General features: G+C 44.2%; 14 protein-coding genes. 5 read left to right on the forward strand and 9 right to left on the reverse strand.

The features are described 5' to 3' along the window. Positions 1-20: 20 nt before the first annotated feature. Positions 21-3104, reverse strand: coding sequence for a SusC/RagA family TonB-linked outer membrane protein (locus BacF7301_RS02740; protein ID WP_167959972.1), 3084 nt, complete (start codon positions 3102-3104; stop codon positions 21-23). 408 nt (positions 3105-3512) lie between these two features. Continuing rightward, positions 3513-4550: a LacI family DNA-binding transcriptional regulator gene (locus BacF7301_RS02745; RefSeq protein ID WP_167959974.1), complete on the reverse strand. Its 1038-nt coding sequence runs from the start codon at positions 4548-4550 to the stop codon at positions 3513-3515. A 211-nt stretch (positions 4551-4761) separates the two neighbouring features. On the opposite strand from BacF7301_RS02745, the gene BacF7301_RS02750 reads away from it, so the two are divergent. From BacF7301_RS02750 to BacF7301_RS02760, 3 genes are all read left to right on the forward strand, one after another. Beyond that, positions 4762-6447 carry a sodium:solute symporter family protein gene (locus tag BacF7301_RS02750; RefSeq protein WP_167959976.1) on the forward strand — a complete coding sequence of 562 codons (1686 nt, stop codon included), beginning with the start codon at positions 4762-4764 and terminating at the stop codon, positions 6445-6447. 101 nt (positions 6448-6548) lie between these two features. Beyond that, positions 6549-8105, forward strand: a complete 1557-nt coding sequence (locus tag BacF7301_RS02755; RefSeq protein WP_167959978.1) for an ATP-binding protein — start codon at positions 6549-6551, stop codon at positions 8103-8105. Positions 8106-8399: 294 nt separating this feature from the next. After that, positions 8400-8999, forward strand: a complete 600-nt coding sequence (locus tag BacF7301_RS02760) for an HU family DNA-binding protein (protein ID WP_167959980.1) — start codon at positions 8400-8402, stop codon at positions 8997-8999. A 103-nt stretch (positions 9000-9102) separates the two neighbouring features. Here the strand turns inward: BacF7301_RS02760 and BacF7301_RS02765 are convergent, their stop codons facing one another. The 5 genes from BacF7301_RS02765 to BacF7301_RS02785 are packed head-to-tail and all read right to left on the reverse strand — an operon-like array spanning position 9103 to position 18408. Then, positions 9103-10803 (reverse strand): DUF4091 domain-containing protein, encoded by a 1701-nt coding sequence (locus BacF7301_RS02765; protein ID WP_245208319.1) that lies wholly within the window; start codon positions 10801-10803, stop codon positions 9103-9105. 52 nt (positions 10804-10855) lie between these two features. Further along, positions 10856-12772, reverse strand: coding sequence for a DUF4091 domain-containing protein (locus tag BacF7301_RS02770; protein ID WP_167959984.1), 1917 nt, complete (start codon positions 12770-12772; stop codon positions 10856-10858). Positions 12773-12789: 17 nt separating this feature from the next. Next, positions 12790-14229 carry a RagB/SusD family nutrient uptake outer membrane protein gene (locus BacF7301_RS02775; protein ID WP_167959986.1) on the reverse strand — a complete coding sequence of 480 codons (1440 nt, stop codon included), beginning with the start codon at positions 14227-14229 and terminating at the stop codon, positions 12790-12792. A 49-nt stretch (positions 14230-14278) separates the two neighbouring features. Next, positions 14279-17320 carry a SusC/RagA family TonB-linked outer membrane protein gene (locus BacF7301_RS02780; RefSeq protein ID WP_167959988.1) on the reverse strand — a complete coding sequence of 1014 codons (3042 nt, stop codon included), beginning with the start codon at positions 17318-17320 and terminating at the stop codon, positions 14279-14281. Positions 17321-17337: 17 nt separating this feature from the next. After that, positions 17338-18408, reverse strand: coding sequence for an Ig-like domain-containing protein (locus BacF7301_RS02785; RefSeq protein WP_209319493.1), 1071 nt, complete (start codon positions 18406-18408; stop codon positions 17338-17340). Between the two features lie 248 nt (positions 18409-18656). Here BacF7301_RS02785 and BacF7301_RS02790 point away from each other — a divergent pair, with 248 nt between their 5' ends. Further along, positions 18657-22754, forward strand: coding sequence for a hybrid sensor histidine kinase/response regulator transcription factor (locus tag BacF7301_RS02790; RefSeq protein ID WP_167959990.1), 4098 nt, complete (start codon positions 18657-18659; stop codon positions 22752-22754). A gap of 210 nt (positions 22755-22964) precedes the next feature. Continuing rightward, positions 22965-23426 carry an HU family DNA-binding protein gene (locus BacF7301_RS02795; protein WP_167959992.1) on the forward strand — a complete coding sequence of 154 codons (462 nt, stop codon included), beginning with the start codon at positions 22965-22967 and terminating at the stop codon, positions 23424-23426. A gap of 103 nt (positions 23427-23529) precedes the next feature. Here BacF7301_RS02795 and BacF7301_RS02800 read toward each other — a convergent pair whose 3' ends face one another. Both BacF7301_RS02800 and BacF7301_RS02805 read right to left on the reverse strand, forming a co-directional pair. Then, positions 23530-24237 (reverse strand): ComF family protein, encoded by a 708-nt coding sequence (locus BacF7301_RS02800; protein ID WP_167959994.1) that lies wholly within the window; start codon positions 24235-24237, stop codon positions 23530-23532. Positions 24238-24272: 35 nt separating this feature from the next. Then, the gene (locus tag BacF7301_RS02805) at positions 24273-25076 is read right to left on the reverse strand and encodes an inositol monophosphatase family protein (RefSeq protein ID WP_167959996.1); all 804 of its coding nucleotides are present in this window, start codon (positions 25074-25076) and stop codon (positions 24273-24275) included. Positions 25077-25322 lie beyond the last annotated feature (246 nt).

Below are 25322 nucleotides of genomic sequence, written 5' to 3' on the forward strand. Positions count from 1 at the left end.
AACGGTTTGATTTTAAGGGTTTAAAAAGAAATGTCAACTCCTAATGTTAAAGTTCTCGGTCTTGGATAAGGGGACCAGTCGAAAGAGGGCGTCAACGCCGTGGGGCGAGTGGAAACCTCCGGATCCGGTCCTGAATATTTGGTCCATGTAATCAAGTTCTGCGCAGAAGCATATACTTTCAATGACTTGATATTTATCTTTTTCAGCCATGCGTTCGGCAGTCTGTATCCCAATGATACTGTTTTCAGACGCAGGAAAGAACCGTCTTCAATGGTACGCGATGAATAAACAGCCGGTCCTTGCCCACCTATCCGGTAAAGTTCGTTCGTCTGGTTTTCGGGAGTCCAACGATTTGCAAACGAAGCAAACATATTGAGTGAGGTACGGGCATTCGGATCGCCACCTTCAAACTCAATACGGTTGGCATTCAACACATCGCCGCCATAGCTCCATTGGAAGAATACGTTCAGGTCGAAGTTCTTGTACTGGAAGTTATTGCCGAATCCACCGATGTGCTTCGGATTCGGGTTACCGATAATAGTCAGGTCATAGTCATTCACCACTCCGTCGCGATTGATATCCTTGAATTTGATATCTCCCGGCTGAATCTTCTCACGTGCATTCCCATTATTGGGGACACCGTCTTTCAGTATATATGACTCTCCTACCTTATCGAAATCCGTGTACTGGTAAACCCCGTCAAAAATATGTCCGTAGAACATAGCAATCGGATGCCCGGGAATGGCAATATAAGGATAAGCATTGTTGAAATTACCCCAGTTCACACGGCTTGCCAGGCTCGGTTCATCATCGTTCAAAGACAAAACTTTGTTGCGGTTGAACGAGATGTTAAAGCTGGAAGTCCAGGAGAACTCTTTCGTTTGTATGTTTTTAGTGTCGATGGTGAACTCAAGTCCCGAATTGGAAACCGATCCTACATTTCTGTAAGCCGACAAATATCCCATGCTCGGTGCCAATGTAGCATTCAACAGCAAGTCTTTCGTTTTCTTATAGTAATAATCTGCCGTTAACGAAATCCGGTTATCCAGGAACGACATGTCCAATCCAATGTTAGTCTGTACGGTAGTCTCCCATTTCAGTTTGGGATTTCCCAACGTTTTTGGCACTACTCCTTTACCCGGTGTATTACCTGTGCTGTATCCGGAGTCTGCCGTTATCTGCAGGGCTGTCAATGCAGCATAGTCCGTCACGCGGTTGTTGCCCGTCGTACCGATACCGGCTCTCAGCTTACCGCTGCTAATCCATTTGATATTTTTTACGAATTTCTCTTCACCGAATCCCCATGCGGCAGAAGCAGACGGGAAATAAGCCCAACGGTTATTCTTCGGGAACTTCGACGAACCGTCGGCACGGAATGAAACAGTCAACAGATATTTAGACTTATAATTATAGTCTGCTCTTCCCAAATAAGAAACCAAGCCGTTGGCTGTCTTGCTGATAGTGGCGGAAGTCAGTTCGCCTTCATCCAGTCCGGCAATTCCCAATGCCTCGTTAGGGACATTAATCGCTCTGATTTCATCAATAAACGTACCATTATCCTGCACAGTAAAACCACCCAGCACTTTTAGACGATGGCCTTTTTTTAAAGGGACATCATATGTCAAGGTATTTTCATTCAGTAAGCTAGTCCGTTCCGTGTTGGTAATCCAACCGTTCACCTTATTATTGCTATAGCGATGTCCACCCCGCGAGTTAGAGTTGAAAAATACTTCTTTCCGTTGATGTATCTTATTATATCCACCAGTAATCTTAAGAGTCAGATTCTTCAAAATCTTATATTCAAAATAAGCGTTTCCGATGAAATTGTAGGTGAATAACGGATTATACTCATTCTCGGCTGCCATCAGGGGATTGATACGAAGGTCGGTAGTCGGATCGGTTGATTCATCATACAAATCGTTCAATAAATCACTATCGTTGACACCTGCCACCGGACGGTATCCCCACAATGCATACATCAAACTTGCCGTAGGACTGGTCTGCGATTCAGAAACAATGGTACCATATTTCTTCGAATATGTATAGTTGGCATTAATGCCCATTTTTATTTTCTTATTGATTGTCTGGTCAAGTACGAAACGACCTTGATATTTTTTGTAACCGCTGTTCAGCATAATACCTTGCTGGTCTACCAACGAACCCGAAACAGAGTATCTCGTCTTTTCAGTACCACCCCTGACAGCTATATTGTGGCTATGTACCAAAGCATCCCTGTACACCTTGTCCTGCCAGTTGATACCTTCAATATTGCGATAATCTTCCAATGTCCTTTCACCAGCCAAATAACGCTTACTGTAAACGTTGTAGTCCGCTTCCAACTGATAGCGTACAAACTCATAAGGATCAAGCATTTCCTGCTTCTTGATAATTTGCTGTACACCTACCCAACCACTGTATGTCACGGTAGGCGAACTGACCTTCCCTTTCTTTGTAGTTACCAAAATCACCCCATTCGCACCTCTCGCACCATAGATAGCCGTTGCCGACGCATCTTTCAAGATTTCAATAGACTCGATTTCTTCGGGATTCAGCATATTTCCCACTGCCATTTCCAGCGGAAAGCCATCCACTACATACAATGGAGAGTTATCCTGCGTCACCGAGTTATTACCACGAATGACAATCTGCAAGTCACTGCCCGGCTGTCCGTCGGACGAAGTTACCTGTACACCTGCTACACGCCCCGCAAGACTTTCTTCAAAATTAAAAACCGGCGCTTTACGCATATCTTGCACATTAGCCTTTGCAATAGCTCCCGTCAAATCCTTACGAGGGCCGGAACCATATGCAGTAATCACCACTTCCTCCAACAATTCCGAAACGGCACGTAAGCGAACGGTCAGTTTCTTTCCATCCGCTACCGTCACCGTCTGCTTCTCGTATCCGATAAAAGAAACCTCCAGATTTATGTTATCGCCATCCACCCGGATAGAAAAATTCCCATCCAGGTCGCTGATAGTACCCACGCTTTTCCCGGCGACCGCTACAGAAGCCCCGATAATAGGTTCTCCTGTTTCAAAATCAATCACCGAGCCAATTACCGTTCGCGTTTTTGCCTGTTGGGCAATCGCTACACTGTTCATTTTTGAAACATCTTCTGCCGAATGTACTACAGAAGAAAAGGAAATAGATAAATACACAAGACTACAGCATCTAATGTACCACTTCGCTTTTGAAATAACTGCGTTCTTCATGGTGCAATACTTAATTTCTCGTTAACAATTTAAATGGTATATCTAAGTTTTCAATGCTAGCAACTGGTCTACTCTGGTCTGCTAGACTTTGCAAACATAGCGATTATTTATTAAACTCCAAATAAATTCAAAGAAAAAAGTATAATTATTCTTGCAGAATATCACAGAAGGCTCATTAACAAGGGGTAATGCACTTTTATTTTTTTTCGGAAGCAGGAAAAAGAAAAACGGGACACACCTCTTTTATATAGAAAAGGCTATGTCCCGCAAATAATACGATCTGAAAAAGTCAGGGTTTCAACTCGTCTTTTTAAGAGAAGATTCTCTGATATTTAGTTTTGCATCCAGAATGATTGACTTCGACGGCAGTTTATCTTCATTATTGCTATTATGCTTGATTTGTTCCAATAACAATTGCGCGGCATTCCTCCCCATTTCAAAAGTCGGCTGCTCCACGCTAGTCAGGTTAGGTTCCACGATAAGTGCTTCTTTTGATTCGGAGAAGCCGGCTACCGCTATATCTTCCGGGATACGGATTCTGTTTTTCTGAAGCGTTTTCATCGCTCCTATTGCTACGGGGTCATTCACTGCAAAGATTCCATCCGGCAATTTTTCCATTTCAAGAATCCGGTGGGCAGCCATTATCCCTTTTTCCATCATTATTCCGCAGTCGATAATCAAGGACTCGTCGACCGGCAAGCCATACTTTCGCAAGGCATCCATATATCCGCTCTTACGTTTCTGTGCAATGAGCAAATCTTCAGAACCCGCCAAATGGACGATCCGCCTGCATCCTTGCCGTATCAAATGTTCGACCGCAGAAAAAGCCCATTTATAATCATCAATAACCACATGGGGAGCAGACAGCTCCGCACAAATCCGATTGAAGAAAACCACGGGGAAATTATTCCGAATCAAATCAGAGAAGTAACTGGTGTTTTCTGATTCCTGGGTAACCGAAATCAAAAAGCCGTCTACCATCTGCGCTTCCAACGCCTGCATATTCCGCAATTCATTCTCGTGCGACTCGTTAGACTGCATAATCAGCACATGGTATCCTTCAGGATTGAGCACACTCTGAATGCCCATAATTACCTCCGAAAAGAAGGAGTTGACAAACTCAGGGACAATCACTCCAATAAACATGGACTGGCTTTGTTTCAGGCTCAAAGAAATCGGATTCGGCTTATAATTCCACTTTTCCGCAAGCTCCAGAACCGCTTTGCGTGTTTCCGGATTGACGTCCCATTTATCACACAAGGCTCTGGAAACAGTGGAAGTCGAAATCTTCAACTCCTTGGCTAAATCCTTGATAGTCACTCTTGATTTACTCATAAGCTAATCCCCTTTCTTAAAAATTGCCCGAATATAATCAAATTCCGGTGATTGAGATGTTAAAACGCCAAGAGTTTAATTTCGGGAACGTTTGCGGTAACGTTCCCGATGATTTATATTCCGAATTGCTTATTTATCTGTAGAATCAAAAATATATTTGCCGTCAGCTTAGATGTTTTCCAAGCCTGTTTTGTTAACTAAATCATTTGATATGACTACTCTTGACATCATTACTATCGTACTATTTTCACTCGGAGTTGTTTTGGTCGGATTGGCTTTCTCCAGAAAAGGTAAAAGTATGCAATCTTTCTTTGCCGCCAACGGAACCATGCCGTGGTATATGAGCGGACTGTCCCTGTTTATGGGATTTTTCTCTGCCGGCACATTCGTCGTATGGGGTTCCATAGCTTATTCCATGGGCTGGGTTTCAATTACTATCCAATGGACAATGGCGGTCGCCGGTTTCATAGTGGGGGTGCTCATTGCTCCCAAATGGCATAAAACGGGGGCGCTCACAGCAGCAGAATACATACACAAAAGACTGGGCAAGTCTACGCAGAAGATATATACCTACCTGTTCTTATCTATCTCCGTGTTTCTCACTGCTTCTTTCCTCTATCCGGTCGCCAAAATATTAGAGGTTTCTACCGGTTTGCCTTTAAATACTTGTATTTTATTATTAGGCGGGCTATGCATTTTGTATGTGTCCGCAGGCGGATTATGGGCTGTGATTTCCACAGACGTACTTCAGTTCGTTATCCTGACGGCGGCGGTTATTATCGTAGTTCCTTTATCTTTCGACAAAATCAATGGAGTCACCGCTTTGATAGAACAAGTGCCCGACACATTCTATAATCTTCTGAATGATGAATATACTTTTGGCTTCCTGATAGCCTTTGGTATCTATAACACTATATTCCTGGGTGGAAACTGGGCATACGTACAGCGATATACCTGTGTCAAAACACAAAATGACTCCAGGAAGGTAGGTTATCTGTTCGGCGCTTTATACATCATCAGTCCGGTGTTATGGATGCTCCCGCCAATGGTTTACAGGGTATATGATCCTTCACTCTCATTGCTTGACGCAGAAGGCGCATATTTGATGATGTGCAAAGAAGTACTTCCGAACGGGCTTTTGGGATTGATGATCGGCGGTATGATTTTCGCAACCACCAGCGCGCTGAATTCAAAACTGAATATTGCTTCGGGAGTCATCACTAATGATATATTCAAAAACCTAAGACCGAAAAGTTCCGACCGTACGCTGATGTACGTTGCAAGAATCTCGACGATTCTTTTCGGAGTGCTCAGCATATTGATAGCCATGCTTATTCCTAAAATGGGGGGAGTTGTAAATGTGGTTATCAGCTTGGCGGCACTGACAGGTGTTCCTTTATATCTGCCTATCATTTGGACGCTATTCTCCAAAAGACAGACTTCGACCTCGAACATCACCACCACTTTATTAAGTTTAGCTGTCAATGGTTTATTCAAATTCATCACTCCGCTAATGGGCTTCTCTCTCAATCGTGCCGAGGAGATGATTCTTGGAGTTACTTTCCCAATCCTATGCCTGGCTATTTTCGAGATATATTATAAAGCGAAGAACAAGGAATCGGAAAAGTATCAATCTTACTTAGTATGGAATAAAGAGAACAATGCCCGGAAACTAAAAGAAATTGAAGAAAATGAATCGTCAGAAAAAGCGGGCAATAATTTCAGCAAACGGGTGATCGGTTATGGTATCTTCGCTTCCGGAGCCGGTATTGCGATACTGGGCGGCATGGCAGATAACGGTCAGAAACTTATCATCACAACGGGCGTCGTGTTTGCCCTGCTCGGATTGCTGATGACCAGGAATCCCAAAATCATTCATAAAAAGGGAAACTCCTGAATAAATCCATTCTATGTAAAAGAAAATATAGACAGATATATTCAGATTCTCATTTAATGCTTATCTTTGTCTATATTTCATTTACAAAACAGCCGTATATCATGGAAATGAACTTCAGAAGATACCCGATAGGAATACAGAATTTCGAGCAGTTGCGCAATGGAAATTACGTATATGTAGATAAGACGTCCTTGGTTTATAAATTGGCGAATACCAATACAACTTATTTTCTGAGCCGTCCCCGACGTTTTGGGAAAAGTTTGCTAGTATCCACACTCGAAGCTTATTTCCAAGGAAAGAAAGAATTGTTCAACGGACTGGCAATGGAAACTCTGGAGAAAGAATGGACAGTGTATCCGGTGCTGCATATAGATTTCAGTATAAGTAAATATACTACTTCCGATATGCTGACTGCTGTAATTAACCGCCAATTACTCCTTTGGGAGAAATTATACAGTCGGGAAGAAGGAGATACGACTTTCAGTTTACGCTTTGAAGGGGTTATCCGCCGCGCTTATGAGCAGACGGGAAAGCAAGTAGTTATATTGATAGACGAATACGATTCGCCGATGCTGGACAGCAACAATAATGAAGAAGTTCAAGCGGAAATCCGGAATATAATGCGGGATTTTTTCAGTCCTCTCAAGGGAGCCGGGCAATATCTCCGTCTGTTGTTTCTGACAGGCATCAGCAAATTCAGCCAAATGAGTATTTTCAGCGAACTGAATAATCTGCAAAATATCAGCATGTGGGATGAATTTAGTGCGATTTGCGGCATCACAGAAGAAGAGTTGCGTTCCCAATTGCAATTTGATATCGAACAGATGGCTCAAGCCAACAACGAAACGTATGAAGAAGCTTGCGCACATTTAAAACTACAATATGACGGTTATCACTTCAGTGAAAACAGTGAAGATATCTACAATCCCTTTAGTTTAATCAATGCATTTGCGCAAAAGAAATATGCGAATTTCTGGTTTTCTACCGGCACGCCTACTTTCTTAATAGACCTTCTGCAAGAAAGCGGCTTTGACATCCGGGATTTGGATGCCACTACTGCCACAGCGGAACAGTTTGACGCTCCCAGCAATAGAATTACCGACCCGCTTCCGGTGCTCTACCAAAGCGGTTACCTCACAATAAAAGGCTACGACCCGAATTTTCAAGCCTACACATTGGGGTATCCCAACAAAGAGGTGAGAAAAGGTTTTATCGAGTCGCTCATGCCAGCTTATGTACATTTGCCTGCACGCGAGAATACATTTTATGTAATATCGTTCATCAAAGACTTACGTGTCGGGAAATTGAATGAATGTCTGGAAAGGATGAAATCTTTCTTCGCTTCCATCCCTAACAAACTAAACAATAAAGAAGAAAAACATTATCAGACTATCTTCTACCTGTTTTTCCGCCTGATGGGACAATATATAGATGTGGAAGTAGACACAGCCATCGGAAGAGCGGATGCAGTCGTGAAAATGCAAGATGCCGTTTACGTCTTTGAATTCAAAGTGGATGGTACACCGGAAGAGGCGTTGGCACAGATTAACAGTAAGGGGTATGCCATTCCTTATCAGACTGGAAACTTGAAAACAATTAAAGTCGGTGTCAATTTTGACAGTGCTACAAGAACCATAGGCGACTGGAAGATTGAATAACTACCAGTATCCTTCTTTAGTATTAACGCACTTTGAAGGGTATAGCCTTTCTTACATCAAAACATAGAAGGAAAATATAATTTTCTTGTTTAATGCACAAATCAATTTCTTTATCTGAAAAAAGTAATAACTTTGAGTGCATAAACTAATCCGTCCGGTTATAGGCAATCTTTCGTCCGCCTATAGGCAAACGCAAGATTACCTATAGGCGTATTTTTGTATGGCTATAGGCGAACGAATTAGTCTATGAAGAAAAAAGAATTATTTGTAGAACAAAAAATAATAAATATAGCAATGAGCGTCTATTACGATTTATACACAAGCGGAAATCCGCAAAAACACGAAGAGCAACAACCGCTTTATGCACGGGTCATTCCGTCAGGAACCATTGATTCCAAAAAGTTCATCGAAATGGTATCAAAAGCGAATGGGTTCAGCCAAGCAACCATAGAAGGTTGCCTGCAAGCTATCACTAATGAGTTACAACATTGGCTCTCCCAAGGTTGGACAGTAGAAGTAGGCGAACTAGGACATTTCTCCTTATCACTGAAATGCGAACGTCCGGTAATGGAGAAAAAGGAAATTCGTTCTCCTTCTATCCATTTGAATAAAGTGAACTTACGTATTAACAAAAAGTTCCGCGAAAGTCTGGAGCCTTTACAACTGGAACGTATGGAATCCCCCTACCGGTCTAATAACAACCTGAACGAAGATGAATGCCGTACCCAACTGATACAACATATAAACGAACAAGGTTGCATCACCCGTTCCGATTTCATGAGATTAACGGGAATCAGCCGGAACAAAGCAATTGAATTGCTCAAAGAGTATCAGGAAGAGGGAATTATCAGGAGATATGGCGGCGGCAAGACGGTAGTATATCTGAAAGCGTGAGAAAAGGAGACATTTATAAAATATCATATTTATATGCTACAAATTCAATAATTTAGCAGCCACTAATCACTAGCGGCTGCTAAATATCAAATACATTTTTTCATTAATTTACCGAGACTTGTTTAAGGATTTTTTGTGTGTTAAGTATTGTCTTTTCTGCTGTTCGGGCACTGGCTGCATCTACACTCTTTACCGCAGCATCCAAAGCCGGAGCAGATACTATTTTAATTTTCTCATAATCCTGGATACCTTCGCGAAGCATCTCAAAACGTATGCTGGCTACCGCCTTGCTTGAAGCCGTGTTATCCGTACGGTATATCATATGGAAATCTCCGGCAGTATTGGTTCCATCCTGTATATTCAGGGGGTCAGAACTCAACCAATAATCAAAAGCCCACCGGAGATAACCATTCAATCCTTTTGACGCAGCATACCATGACATCCATACCATTTCTGCCGGGGATGTTTCCTTGGATACATAATTGTTGGGAAACATTTGCGAGCAACTGGTGTAGAAAGTTGAGATATGATTAGTTGAGGCTCTTTCATATCCTAAAAGCGTACAATAATCATAGAGTTCATTCTCTATATCAGCAGCAATACGGCTTCCTGCCAGTCCTATCTTCCAATCCGAGCCGTTCTGCCTGATGAGATTCACCACTTGGCGGGTTTCTTCGTCACGCGCCTCATCAAGAAACAAAATTGTTTTATCAAACCAACCTTTAGCAGTCAGATGCGCACGGAATGATGTGAGAAACGCTGTCCAGACTTCATTGTACTCATCTGTCCCTATCGGCAGTTTTTTAGTTTTGTAATTCGAAGTCGCTATATCAAAATACCCTATTGAATTGTTCCAACCGACCAAAGAAAAACAGTCTATCTGTTTATTAATTCCTAAAGAGAACATGAACTCCACGAATTTATCAAAATTAGTGTAATCAAAACTCCACGTGTTATCCCTGTTCAAGTTCCAGTCGACCATCGTTTGCCCTTCCAAAAAGGCACCGTCTTTAATGTAGGTCGTAACAGCCTTTTGACCGGCATCTGCCAACATCTTATAGAATGAAGACATCAAAGATTCGTAAGCCGGAGAGAAAGGTTCTATCTCATTACCACTCTTCCCGCACAAAGTAACCAACTGAAAAGGGAATTGCCATATATCCAGATGATACGTCCAGTCTTTGACATCGGGCAAAGTGTGGTCTGTCACAAGAAGCTGAATATTGAAAGACAGTTTTTCCCCTGTTTTCTCCTGCTTCACGTCGATGCTCCCTTCATACAAGCCGGGTGAGGTGTTCTTAGGGACGTCAATCGTCACCCACACCTTTGTCGGGTCAGTGGAAGAGATTTGAGTTACTTGCTGTTCCGACAGCGCATCGGCGATATATGCCGACTGGCGCGAAGTCTGCATACCGCAATCCAAGGCTTTTGCATCCCCCAATACATAGGTAGGGAATCGCAAACGAATATTTGAAGAAGGCAACGTCTGTGAGCCACACTTCAAGTCATTCACCTGATAGCTTATTCCTTGCACATTCTTTTCCGCCCAAAGAATAAGTTGGGTATGCACACGCTCGTTTCTCCAGACCGTATCCCGCCATTGAGTCACAATCTTGTCGGCAGAACTCTGACCTTCATGCTTATCTCTCTGCGCGTATCGCTTATATTTACTTTCAAAAGAGCCTTTCATGGTTTGAGGCGCTTCTACGGGCGGTTGTCCCCCACCTACGTCCGGAGCATCTTTCTCGTCACTGCTACAACCCGGAAATGCGAGCAGCAAACAGAACATTGCAGTTAAAATCATATATTTTCTCATTTCGGTTATTTTATATTGATATATTCTATGTTTATGCGCATCAATAGATATCAGTATCCAGCAGCAGTTTTCTGGCATTCTCAAAATCCGTAACAGTTTTCTGCCGTCCGTCCCGGTTTCTCACAGCCATGTCAATCGCTTCTTTTTTCTGTTTCGAATCCACTATTTTGAGTAATTCAAAGTCTTCGATACCCTCTTTCAGTAATTCCCAGCGTATGGAACTGACAGGGCCGTTTTCCCCCGGATAAATATAATAATCATCCCCCTGTATAAAGTTGAAAACTGGTTTGCTGTACGGGTCTTTATCCGACCAACTGTTATATGCCCACCGTAAATATCCGTCGAGTCCGTAATGGGCAGCCAGCCAGGGTATCATCCTTGCTTCGATAGCGGGAGAATAGGTCAGGGTATTGGGATGCGCAGGGTCGCCACACAAATAAAAGTTCGTTATCTTGTCCGGGTCTTTTTTCCTCTCCTGCAACCAGGTGGAGATTTCGTCACCCGCAGTCAGTTCTTCGGGCAAGAAGGAGTAAAACAGTGAAAACGACTTTGCCAATGAAGAAGCCTCTTTCCTGCCTGCTATCGAAAATTGCTGCAAGAATACAGGCGCGCTGTCACCCACTATATCCAGAATCGACTCAATCACCTCGTGCGGACTTTCATCAAAACTCAGATAAGTTTTATTCAGCCACCCCTTTGAAGTCAGGTGAGTTTCGAAGTCACGCAAGAAGGATTTCCATACCTCTTTATATTCAGGAGCAAACTGGTCGTAATACAATGTATCCGAAGCATTCGTCTCCTTATGACGGTAGACAATCTCCCGACGGTCCGTCTTATGATTGAAAGGAGACAGCGAGAATGCATCAATACGCCGGTCAATCCCATGCTTGAAACAAGCCTCCACAAAGCGGTCGAAGACCGTATAATCGAAGCTCCACTTTCCCGAACCGTCCAACAGCCAGGTAATCATGGCGGGATAGCCCATATAAGTCTGCGAACGCTGACTGCCCGCCAGCCAGTCTACTTTCCAGGGATAAGGCACGATAGTGGTCGTAATGGTTTTCGCTCCTCTTGATGCCAAATCTTCCAGATACGGGTCTATCTGTTTCCAATGTTCCTCGGACCATGCTTCCACTCCTTTCTCCACAGCCACCGCGTTGGGATTGAACCACAAATCCAGGAAGAAACTATAATTTTCGGGTGCCGGTAATGCAGGAGCCAGTACATTCACGGCCAGATTAAGGGCAACTTCCTGATACTGGTCTGTATGAATCACAAGCTTCCCGCGATAAATATCGGGAACGGCAGATTCCGGTATTTCTACCGTGAACCAGACAGGTTGCGCCCTGTAAGCAGGCACATCTACCGCCGGCAATTCCATTAAAGGGTCAGCTACGACATCCGGCGCCCCCGTTCCACTCACTTCCTGCCCGTAGACATCTTCCTGGCGGGCAGTCCACGTATATTCGCTACGGGCACGCTCCACGGGTACATAACGGACATACCTGACTTTCACGCAGCCGGCATCCAGCGTATCCCCTTTTTCCGAGATTAAATCTTCCACCCTGACAGAAAGCCCGGTAAGTTCATGGACCGACGCAACCGACAGTTGAAAAGACTGCTGTTCGTTACGCACTCCCGTGATTGAATGAATGGCCGAGAAGTCGACAGGCCGGATATCGAACGGTGAAGGCTGCTTGTCATTTTCATGCTTGGGCGCAGGAAACCTGGGGACCCGTATCAATGACGATGTCGCAAGCTCCCCGGTAGGTATCCACACATTCAATGAATCCGAAGGCAATGCCGACTCCACCGTCACTTTCAACCATTCGGGAATTTCGGTGACGGGGTCCATTACCTGATTACGGACTGTTCCTCCTGACTGCGCCTGTCCGCAGCCGCACAAGGCAGCGGACATACAAAGCGCATATATACTTAAACTAATACTATTTTTCATCTATCCGATAGATTTGATTAATACTCATTCTGGTCGAGAATACCCGGGATTATTTCCGTGCCCGGCTTGGGCAGCAACCTGGCAGTTTCTTTCACATTCGGCAAACGTTCCGCATTGGCCGTGACTACCATTTCCCTTCTGACAAGGTCGTGCCACCTGTCTCCTTCGCAAGCAAACTCCCATGCTCTTTCCTCCAGAACAGCCCTGTCAAACTCATTCTGCGATGTCCGGAGCGTATATGGAGAACTTTCACCTCGTCCCCGGCTATATACCCGGTCGAATGCATCCAACGCTGCCTGGTCCGGGCCATTATTCACATAGTTAGCCGCTTCCGCATAAATCAGCAAAACATCGGCAAAGCGCAACATCGGACGGAAACCTTCACTGGAAGTATTCACCCGGCGACCGCCGTCACGATATTTGGCGATAAAAGGTTCGACGCCCGCTTCTGTGAAAGTCGTACCGTCAGCAAATACGGAAGTGAAAGTGGCATCCTTCCGGGGTCCTTCAGGAAAAGCGTCGAAGAAGCGGGTTTCACTGAAATAGTCGCCCCAACCGCCTTCGCCATTTCCAAAGTATCTTGTAGCCAAATCCATGTGGCCTCCGGCCACTCCGTCTTCTGCAACCGAACCGTAGAAAGTGAAGATAAACTCCTTTGACTTCAATTTATTAGACTGCTTCCACAAATCGGCAAAATCGTCTTCCAGGTCATACCCATATTTTTCATCCATTACTTCCGCTGCCTTGTCCCTGGCCAGCACATAATAAGACTTATCATTCAACGGCCAGCCCGTCATTGTCAAATACACTTTTGCCAACAGGGCCTTCGCCGCCCCTCTTGTCGGTCTGCCTTTCTCCGCAAATGAAGGGGGTAGTTTAACTTCAGCTATCCCCAAGTCTTCAAGAATGGCGTCATAGACTTCTGCCACAGTGGACTGTTTTACGGTTTCAATATCATTTTGATTCTCATAAGTCGTCACCTGCACAGGACCGAAAAAGCGCACCAGATAAAAATAGGTGAAAGCCCGCAAGAATCTTGCCTGTCCTTCAAGCGCATCCAGTTTTTCCGCCGAAACGTCTTTCGCGTTCTGAAGTTTGCTAATCAACGTATTGGCATTGGAAACAGCCTGATAGCATTTCATCCAGAAATCGTGAATGACAAGTTCACGGTCATTGGGAACCAAGCGGTCGAAATTTTTAAACAGGTCTGCGTCGGAACGAATATCCTCTGCCCCGGACGCCAGGATGAGGTCATATCCATAATCGAATCCCGACCAGTCGGAGTAAAGAGCTTTGATTATACCCGTCAAGGCGGCATTATACTCGCTTTCCGAGGTATAAAAGTTTTGTGGCGATAAGTCTGACGGCGGATTCTCGTCCAAATCCACGCACGAAACGACCAACGGCATTGTCAGGCACAAAAGGAAAAGTAGTCCTATATTTTTTATAAGTTTCATAATGTATATCTTTTTGATTATCATTCTTTAATTCTTTTTGCCAACGCTATCAGAAAGTAATATCCAGACCGATTGCATACTGTTTTTGGGAAGGATAGGAAGCCATATCAAATCCGGTAAACGGTCCCGAATTATTGCCGGAAGCAATACTGGAAGCATTATTGGCTTCGGGGTCAAATCCCGAATAGTTGGTGAAAGTCAACAGGTTCGTCCCGGTCACATATACTTTCACTGCATTTATCTTGAATTTCTTCAGGAATTTGGAAGGCAGATTATAGCCGAAAGTGATGTTTTTCACCCGGAGATACGAGCCGTTCTCTACCCACTGGCTGGAATTTCGCTGATTTCCAAGTACATCATGTCCCGAAACGTTCGTATTCTCATTTTCAGGCGTCCAACGGTTCAGAAGGTTCCTGCCGACTCCGTCTGTGCCTCCCTCCAACATAAACTTTCCAAGGTTCACGATATCATTTCCCTGTACTCCGACAATCAACACATTCAGGAACAGGTCTTTATAACGGAAGCTATTACTCCAACTATACGTGAAGTCCGGCAGTGTTTTGGCAATTGTCACCATGTCTTCGCTGTCTATCACGCCGTTATTGTCCTTGTCGAAATATTTCGGAGAGCCGGGAGTAACCCCATACGCACCCGCCAGAATCTTCTCGCTGCTTTTCCACACTCCGTCATACCTGAAACCTTTCACCAGGCCGATAGGTTGCCCCACTTCCAGGCGGACTGCGTCCGAAAATCCGGGCATACCGGCTCCTCCAAGTATCATTTCGTCTACTCCTTCACTGAGTGCCAGCACTTCACTACGATTGGCGGCATAAGTCAGGTTGGTAGTCCATTCGAAGTTCTTCGTCCGCACAGGTGTTCCGCCCACAACCAGTTCTATTCCCTGGTTGCGAATCTTTCCGGCGTTCACTAACTGAGTGGCTTGTCCGGAAGCCATTTTCAGTTGTTTTTCAAACAACAAATCCGAAGTTATCTTCCGGTAAGCATCGACTGTGAGGTTGAACCTGCCTTTAAATAAAGAAAGGTCGACACCTGCATTCCATTGTTTGGTAGTTTCCCATTTCAAATTCGGATTTCCCGCCAAAGTAGACAATGCAACGCCCTGATGAAGTTTCTCACCGTCAAATGCATAAGCCGCTTTAGAGCCTGTCACCAACAAGTCTAATGACTGATAGGGAGAAATAGCCTGATTGCCGACTACGCCGTAACTCAATCTCAACTTTAGATTATCTATGACGGAGACATTCTTCAAGAACTTCTCGTTTGAAATATTCCATGCCAGTCCGGCAGAAGGGAAATATCCCCATTTATTGTTCTTTGCAAATACCGACGAGCCGTCTGCACGCATGGTCAACGTAGCCGAGTAACGGTCTGAATAGGTATAACTGATTCTTCCCATATAAGAAAGGAGTGTCTGGTCGGCCCTGTAAGAACCGGGCTGAATGGTTTCATTTCCGAGTCCCAGGTTGTTATATAATTTCTCGTTCGTGAAAAAGCCTTTGGAAGAAGCATAACTGGAAGTCGTTTTAGATAATTGCTGTTCCAAAACCGCAGTGGCAACCAGATGATGTTTGTCTGCAAACGTATGGTCGTATGTCAGCATATTCGTATTTTGGAATTGCATCCACTTATCATTGCTTATGCTGGCCGTCCGTGTCGATTCGTCTCCGTTAATCACTTTCTCGGTGTAATACCAGTCACTTTCCCCGTCTGTCATCTGCCAGGAGACGGACGACTGGAACTTGAGGTCTTTGAATAGCTGAACGACGATTTCAGGATTAATGATATTCATTTTCTGGCGATATACATTCGTCTGTTCATTGGCAAGCGCCACCGGGTTATATTCCGTATTCGAGCCGTAACCACCTCCCGGTTGCGAATAGGTGCCGTCACTCTCATACACGGGTCTTGTCGGTGCGAAGTTCAAAGCGGCATAGATAGGACTTCCGTAAGCGTCCCGCGCATTCTGAACCGTCGGATTATCCTTAGACGAGGAAAAGAATGTGTTCAGGTTCAGCTTGATTCTCTTGTTCAGGTCGATAGAGAGGTTCGAGCGCAGCGACATCTTCTGGAATTTCGAGTTGATGACAATTCCCTTGACTCCCAAATAATCTCCGGCAATATTATAAGAGATAATCCCTGACTTCCCGCTGATACTAAGATGATGATTCTGGGTCGTCCCGGTTCTGAATATCTCATCCTGCCAGTCGGTACTATTATTTTGAAAAACAGATACGTCGTCAAATACGGCAGGCAGTTTTCTCGCTTCCCTGTTCGTATTAATATATTGAGCATATTCCGAAGCGTTCATGATATCCAGTTTTTTGCGCACTTGCTGAAGGGCGCCGAATACATTATAAGTGATAACCGGCTTTTGGCTGCCACCCTTTTTAGTCGTAATCAGAATAACCCCGCCGGCTCCTCGCGAGCCATAAATAGCAGTAGCCGAGGCATCTTTCAGAATCTCAATAGATTCGATATCATTCGGGTGCACGTTCGACATCGAGCCGCCCTGCATTCCGTCGATGATAACCAGCGGGTCACTTGCGGCATTGATTGAATTTACACCACGAATCCGAATGGAAATACTGGAATTGGGAGAGGCATCATTATTGACTACCTGCACTCCGGCTATTTGCCCCTGAAGCGCCTCATCGGTACGTGTAAAGGCTGAGTTCTGTATGTTCTCTGATTTAACGGAACTTACCGAGCCTGTAATATCACTCTTTTTCTGAATACCATACCCCACTACGACTACTTCATCCAGTAAAGCGACATCTTCTTCCAGCAGAATATCCATTTTCGTCCGGTTGTTCACCGGTATTTCCTGCGTTTTATAACCAATAAAACTGGCAACAAGTATATCTCCGGGCTTCACACTGATAGAGAAGTTACCGTCCAGGTCGGTAATTCCGCCTGTCAAAGTCCCTTTTATTGCGACAGATACACCCGGAAGCGGCTGATTATCGGCTTTCGACCGTATCGTACCTTTTAATGTCTGCTGTGCAAAGGCCGAAAACGAAACAATCAGCCCAAGCATAATTAATAACACTATTTTCTTCATATTTTTCATATTATCCGATTATTAGTTTAGTCCGTAATCTCCACGTCAAAGTCCTTGACAGTACCATGTCTCACACTGCCGCACGGTTCGAAAGCAGAAAGATCGACAGCCCATGAATCCACAGTAGCCGCCCGCATACGCACAACATCAAGCGCAGCATCTGCCGGAACGTGTACGGATATGCTATACGGGCCATTATTCGTCCCTTCAAAGTCGCCGAACACTGCAATACGTTCTCCGTCATTTGTGAAATTCCTGTCACCGTTCCAGTCTATCCACACAGCACTGCATGACCAGTTGTTCGATTGTACCAGATGAAGTGTAAAGTCACTGCCTCTTTTCACGATAAGGCGGTCTTCGGGATAGTACTTATAATTATTAGTCGGTATGGCAGTATTCACGTGCGACAGGTTTTGCGCAGCTCCCTCGGTGCGGACTTCATCCGGGCAATATTCACCATAACCTGTAATCGTACAATATTCTTTGCCGAACACCGGCGGATTACCGCTTACAAACACCTCGACGAACGCGCTTCGTCCACCTTCCACCGTAGTGGCCGTTATGATGGAAGAACCTCGCGAGAGTGCTGTCACCACGCCATTATCCACACTAGCTACTTCGGGGTCGCTCGAAGTCCAGGTCAAGTCCTGAATAGAAGCATCCGCCGGTGTGAAAAGGACATCATACCGTATTTTCCCCGGAGCTATGGGAACTTCAGGCGACAACTTTATTCCCGTCACTTTTACAATCACCCTGACCGGAAGCGACTGTTTCACTTTTCCGTCCGCAGTAGAGGCGGTTATGGTAGTGGTACCCACTTTCAGCCCGATAATGCCGGATACCAACCCCGGTTCATTGGATTGTACCTGCGCTATTTCGGGATTGGCAGATTCCCACTTCAGCTTATCCGTCATATCGTCCGGAGACGCAACAGCTACAACAGACTGTATTTCATCAACACCTATCAATATATCCGACGTATTTAACGTGAAACTTTCGAGCGCAATGTCTTGCTCTTCCTCTTTACAGCCGTACTGCAACAAAGGAGTTGCAAGTAACAAAAAATAAAGGATTTTTTTGTAAACTAGTTTTCTCATAAGCATTTTGATTTTTAATTATTATTCAGTTAACTAATAAAATGACAGCCGTTGTGTGATTTCGATTCGCTAAATACGGCAATAGTGGGCTATAAAGGGGGATACAAATTCGTACAATAGATGCTGTAAATTCGTAAACAGGGGATTCCGGGGGATATTCGGGCAAATAAAAACAGGAAATTCAGAAAAAATATTGTAGTTTTGCTATCATCATTCCTTAAAAGAAAATCCAATTATAGATGATTCTTATGAAAAACAACACACTGCTTACAGGATTACTGCTCCTGTTCTTCCTTACACTGACAAACGCCCAAGCGCAACTCCGGCATACCGAGTTTCTAAACATAGGTGTCGAGAACGGTCTTTCGCACAGCAGTGTCACCAGCATTGCCCAGGACAGCGTCGGATTTATCTGGGTGGGAACCAAACACGGATTAAACAGGTATGATGGAACCAACTTCAAAATCTACTCCCAACACGAACCTTATCAAATAGGAAACGATATTTCCATTCTGAACATTGACAGCCGGAACCGTCTTTGGGTAGGAACCAACGGCGACGGTCTTTTCCTCTACAATCCTCTCAACGATACCTTCCAGCCTATACCCTTAGACTCCTCTCCCGGTAGAAGCAATCATTACATGGAAATCCACGCACTGTTCGAAGATAAGGACGGGATTATGTGGATTGCTACCGAAAAGGGAATTTACTCGTATGATGCATCAGGTAAATCCAGGCATTACCAACTGAAAGAGGACAAATCCGATTCATCAAACAAGAATGATATCAGAGCCATGCTCGAAGCACCTGCCGACCGGATTTGGATTGGCACATTCGGCTCGGGGCTTTATCTTTTCGATAAGAAATCGGGTGAGTTCACGCATTTCGACACAAAACCATTCGACGGATTAAAGGACAATACCGATTATATCAATGCATTATTTACGGACGAGAAAGGGAACTTACTTGTCGGAACCAACGGGCAGGGACTGAAATATTTCGATTTCCAACAAAATAGAATTTCAAACTACCTGGCAGGTACTCCGTATGACGACCTGCTCATCGTCAGATGCATCTGGCAGGATAAACTCAACAACCTGTGGATAGGAACCGACGGGCTAGGCATATTGCACATCACAAGAAAGCCCGGACAGCCGCTCGAAATTAAAAACTATCAAAACAACCATAACGTACACAATTCTCTTTCGTCAAACACGATTAATGTATTTTTCGAAGACCGGCAATCTAACCTATGGATAGGCAGCGCGAAAAAAGGAATCAACCTGATAAAAAAGGAAACGACAAATATCGAGCAGTATTATAGTGACGGCAAAGGGGAATATAAGATACCTGTCCTTTCTGTTTTTCACGACAAGCACGGGCTCTGGCTGGGAACTGACGGGGAAGGTCTGACTTTATTGAAATCCCGGCATGAGAAATCCCATTACGAGATTTCCCGTTTTTTCTGTAAAGCGACCAACAACGGATATGTAGGCGATTTCATCCAATGTATCAAACCTGCCAATGACGGAAGTTTCTGGATAGCCATTTACGCCCAGGGACTGCACCGTTTCTATCCTGAGATGCAAAATACCCGCGATGAAACGGGTAAATCCATTCCCCGGCATTTCATTTCCCACAATAACGTCCAGGACATTCTTGTCTTGCCTTCCGGCGACTTATGGATAGCCACTTGGGGCGGCGGACTTGTCTATTTCGACACCAAGGTTCAAATGAGCTGGCCATATAAGCACGAACCGGGAAATCCGGCATCACTCGGCGGGGACAATGTGCTGGCATTAAGTCCCGACAGTGACGGGTGTCTATGGCTGGCAACGTATGGTGACGGACTGTCAATGTATAATCCGGTCACCAAGAAATTCAAGAATTACAAAGCTGAAAATTATCCCGGACTAGCCAGCAACTACATTTTCGCCTTACTGCGTGGAGACGACAACTGTCTATGGCTGGCTACGAAAGAGGGGCCTGTCCGTTTCAATCCCAAGACCTCAGAGTTTGAAACGATTCCGATGAATGAGGCCGACATGCAACGCCGGAACACCGTAAGCCTGCTGAAAGACAAAGACGGAAACATTTGGGCAGGCACCCAGAAAGGAATCATGCGTATTCAAAAGGATAATAACCAGGTAAGCTTTATCCCCGGTCTTTATGATAACTTTTGTCTCAAATCTGCCTTTAAAGATGAAGACGGGAAACTGTACTTCGGTAGCAACGAACGGGTAGTAGCTTTTTATCCTTCCCAAATACAATTTGAAACGCCTGTTCCCGCAATGTGTCTCACCGGCTTCAAACTGTTCAGCAAGCCTGTAGCCATAAATGCCCAAAGTGTGCTGAAACAACAGATATGTTTTGAGAAGAAAATAGTTCTCAAACACAACCAGAGCGTATTTTCCATAGAATATGCCGCTTTGGACTATTCTTTCTCCAAGAATATAAACTATGAGTTCAAGTTGGCCGGCAGGGATGAGGACTGGCAAAGCGTGGGTACTCAGAATACAGTTACTTTCACTAATCTTCCGTCCGGCAAATATACCTTTATGGTACGTCCCGCCGGTGAGCCTTCTTATCAGCAGGCAACACCCGCACAAATTGAAATTCAGGTGCTTCCCCCCTTCTGGCTTACCTGGTGGGCTTATCTTATCTATTTTATTCTTATCATAATCACCCTGTATCTATTCCGTAGATATACCTTAAAATGGTCGGAAATCAAAAATGAATTGAAACTTGAGAAATTCAAGCGTGAACAGGAAGAACATATCTACGAACTGAAACAGCATTTTTTCACGAATATCTCACATGATATCCGAACGCCGCTCACTTTGATTGCAGGCTCTATCAACAAACTTTTCAACAGAGAAAACATGGATGCAGCCGAACAGAAATACCTGAAACTGATAAAAACCAATACCAACCGCCTACTGAACCTCACCGGAGAATTACTGAATTTCAGAAAACTGGAAACGGGAAACGTCACCCTTCGGGTATCCGAGGAAAATCTGGTTGAGTTTGTGCAAGAAATCTACATCAGTTATACCCAGTTTGCCATCAACAAGCATATTGAGTATAAATTCGAATATTCACAACCGGAAATCAGCGTTTGGATAGATAAAGTGCAATTCGAGAGAGCCGTTTGCAACCTCATCTCCAACGCGTTCAAATACACTCCCGAAAAAGGAGAAATTTCAGTGAAAGTCAATTATGCCAATGACGGGGAAGCGACCGTTTCAGTCGCCGACACAGGAGAAGGAATCGAAGCCGGGGAAATCAGCCATATCTTCAATCGCTTCTATCAGGTGGACAGGCAGGCTGAAGGCAACGGTTTCGGTGTAGGGTTAGCCATTACACGTGAAATCGTACTGTTGCATGGCGGAAATATCCAGGTGAAAAGCGCCAGAGGGAAAGGTTCTGAATTTACCATTCATCTCCAACCGGGAAAAGAACATTTAAAGAACGCTGAGTTTATATCATCTCCTTCAAAAGCCAGTATTCTGTCGGAGTATTTCACGGATGACGAGGTAAAAGTAGCTCCCGACCGCCTACCGGAACAGGATTTAAAAGAGTTCTCCGTATTACTGATTGAAGACAATCCCGACATCAGAACTTATCTGACCGACCTGCTATCGCCACAATATTCGATATACGAGGCTTCAAACGGGCAGGAAGGCTTCGAAAGGGCTTTGGAGCTCGTTCCCGATATTATTATAAGTGACATTATGATGCCTGTCATGGACGGCATCGCTTTCTGCCGAAAACTAAAAAGTGACATGAGAATCAGTCATATTCCTGTTATTCTATTAACTGCCAGAACCTTAGTCAATTCTATTATCGAGGGATTTGAAACCGGAGCCGATGAATATCTGACTAAACCATTCAACGAACATATCCTGTTGACCAGAGTCAACAACTTATTGCAAAACAGGAAAAGAATCAGGGAACAAATTAAGAAGGAAGCTATTATCAATCCGCAGGAGATAAGCCTGACGTCACAGGACAGTATCTTTCTTTCCAAATTAGTCAGCTATATCGAAGAACATATTGAAGAGCCTGAACTAAATATCGCTCAAATGGCAAGTACGATGGCAATGAGCCATTCCAACCTGTATAAAAAGATAAAAGCGCTCACAGGCATGACAGTTATTGGATTCGTAAAGGATTTCCGATTGAAAAGAGCCGCACAACTGCTTGTCCAAAACCAACTGAATATTACCGAAATCGCTTATATGGTAGGTTATTCGGAACGACGCTATTTCAGCGATGATTTCAAAAAGAGGTTTGGGCAGAGTCCTAAAGAGTATATGGAGAAACATAAAAAGCCGGAAATTTAAACTTCTGCGCATGGCTATGCTTTCAGAATTAGAGCAATGTAAATATTAAGAAACGCATAGCCATCTAATATTCAATCCATTATCCCGAAATTAATTATTTTATTCACGCACACTTTCAAAATCGTTTGGTCAGTAATTTCAGTTGCCATATCTTTGCGTCGTGATCACAAAACAACTAGAACTATTAACGATTAAAACTATTAAAAAATTATGGCACTGAGATATGTAGTCAAAAAAGCAACCTTTGGCTTTGACAAGGACAAAAATGAGAAATATGTAGCACGACCATTCAACGTGGTTAACGTTGATTTTAAAATGTTATGCGACCAAGTAACCAGAGTCGGATTCGTTCCACGCGGTACAGTAAAATCTGTCCTTGACGGATTGATTGATTCACTGAAAACGTATATGGAAATCGGAGCGTCCGTCAGTCTCGGAGATTTTGGAACTTTCCGCCCCTCTTTCGGCTGTAAAAGCCAGAACGATGCAGCGGGAGTAACTACGGAGACCTTAAAGAATCGTAAGATTATCTTTACACCGGGAAGTCTATTGAAAGACATGATAAAAACAGTCAGTATTCAGAAACTGGAAACTTCGGATACTAAAGTTTCTACGCCTCCCAGTGGTGGTGGCAATGAAGGCGACGGTGAAACACCGGATCCGGCAGCATAATTACTGTGTAATATATTAATGAACTAAAAAGATAAAGTTGCAAGAAAGCGGATACACCATCCTGTTCTTGCAACTTTTTTTAGTTTCTCTTTTATTCTGCTTTTTATTCCGCCATCGCCAACGTCAGCACACTAATCCGTATTCCTTCTATATCAGTCAGACAAGACGCACATTCCACGGTGGTGGCCCCGGTAGTCAACACATCATCTACAATCAGAACGTGCTTTCCGGTCAGAGATTCCGCATGATGCAACTCAAAGATTCCTTCCACATTCTCCCAACGCTCCAAAGAGGACTTACGTGTCTGTGTCTCCGTATTCTTTCGGCGCACTACAGATTCCGTGTCTATAGAAATTCCTGTCACAGCGGAAATCCCCCGGGCTATCCATTCGCTTTGATTATAACCACGAATCTGCTGTTTCTTTTTGTGCAACGGCACGGGAAGTATTACATCCACCCCTTCAAAGAAACCGGATTCCAGCAATTCGGCTGCCATATAACGCCCCATGATTGCCCCGATGCCTTTTTGTCCGCCGTATTTGAGTTGGTGTAGAATTTGCCGGAAGTCACTTCCTTTCCGGTAAAAGAAGAAAGAGGTGGCTCGTTCCAATGGAATCTTTCCCCAAAACTGTTTTTCTACGGGATTGTCTTTTCGAAGATGGTAATCTGTGCGTGGGAGATTGATATTGCACATTGTGCAAAGACATTCTTCACCTTTCGCCAACGGCCTGCCACAAACTATGCAGCAATGGGGAAAGAACAAGGATAAGAATGAACCAAGCCAGTCTTTTATAAAGAGTGTGTGTTTCATAATAACAGTAAGGAATTAATAAGGAGATATTTTTTCTACATATCTAATGGTGGAACTTCCGCCAAAAGTTTCTGAAATAAAGGATGCAGGTGTCCGTTCGTAGCTATAATATGGTGCCCTTCAATAAAATGCTCTTCACCATAGAAATTGGTTACGCGTCCGCCCGCTTCCTGCACAATCAAAGCTGCCGCAGAATAATCCCATTTACCTAGAAAGGCTTCCGCCCAGGCATCAAAACGTCCGATAGCTACATAACAGATTGCGGCAGCGGCTGAACCATTCATACGGATACCGCCCACCACTCCATACAACTTATCTATCAGATGGAGAGCTGTCTGTTTATATTGCAGATGATTATAAGGCAATTCCGTGATAACGAACGCATCTTTCGCGTCCTGAATAGCAGAGACATGAATTTGTTCACCATTCATAAAGGCTTTCCCACCTTTCCAGGCATAAAAACATTCATCCCGGCAGACTTCATAAACGACACCCAAAAGAAGTTCGGTGCGGTTACGCAAAGCAATACATACACAGTAGGGAGCCTCATCGTGAATATAGTTCGTGGTTCCATCCAACGGGTCAATCACCCAGCAATACGGTTCATCGCGATAGGTGGCAGAGCCTTCTTCGGTTATAAATCCCGCTTCGGGAAGCAAGGCAGAAAGAGCCTTCACCACTCGCACTTCGGATTCTTTGTCCACATAAGACACGTAATCATGCGCATGCTTCTCTTCAACACGTTCACGACGGAAGTTCTTCCGTTCTTCTCTCAAAAAATGTCCGGCGTCAGTTGCAATGCGGCATACTTCGGCTGTAAGTTGTTTCAAATCTAACATTTCTTCTTTTGTAATTTAGGCTACCCACAAATCTATGCCAAAATTATCACTTTTTTTCATAGAAGTGAGAGTTTTCCCTGAAAAAGATAAGAACTTTCAATACATAAGGTGGAAATTCCGGATATTCCCTTGTTCATTAATATTTAAAAGAATCCGATTCAGCACCATGCGAAACGGATTTTTAACGTACTCGATATTTGCTTTTTCCACAGAATTTCCCGAATATTGTACCCGAATTCTAATTGA

It is taken from the genome of Bacteroides faecium, assembly GCF_012113595.1.
GTDB classification, from domain to species: Bacteria; Bacteroidota; Bacteroidia; order Bacteroidales; family Bacteroidaceae; genus Bacteroides; species Bacteroides faecium.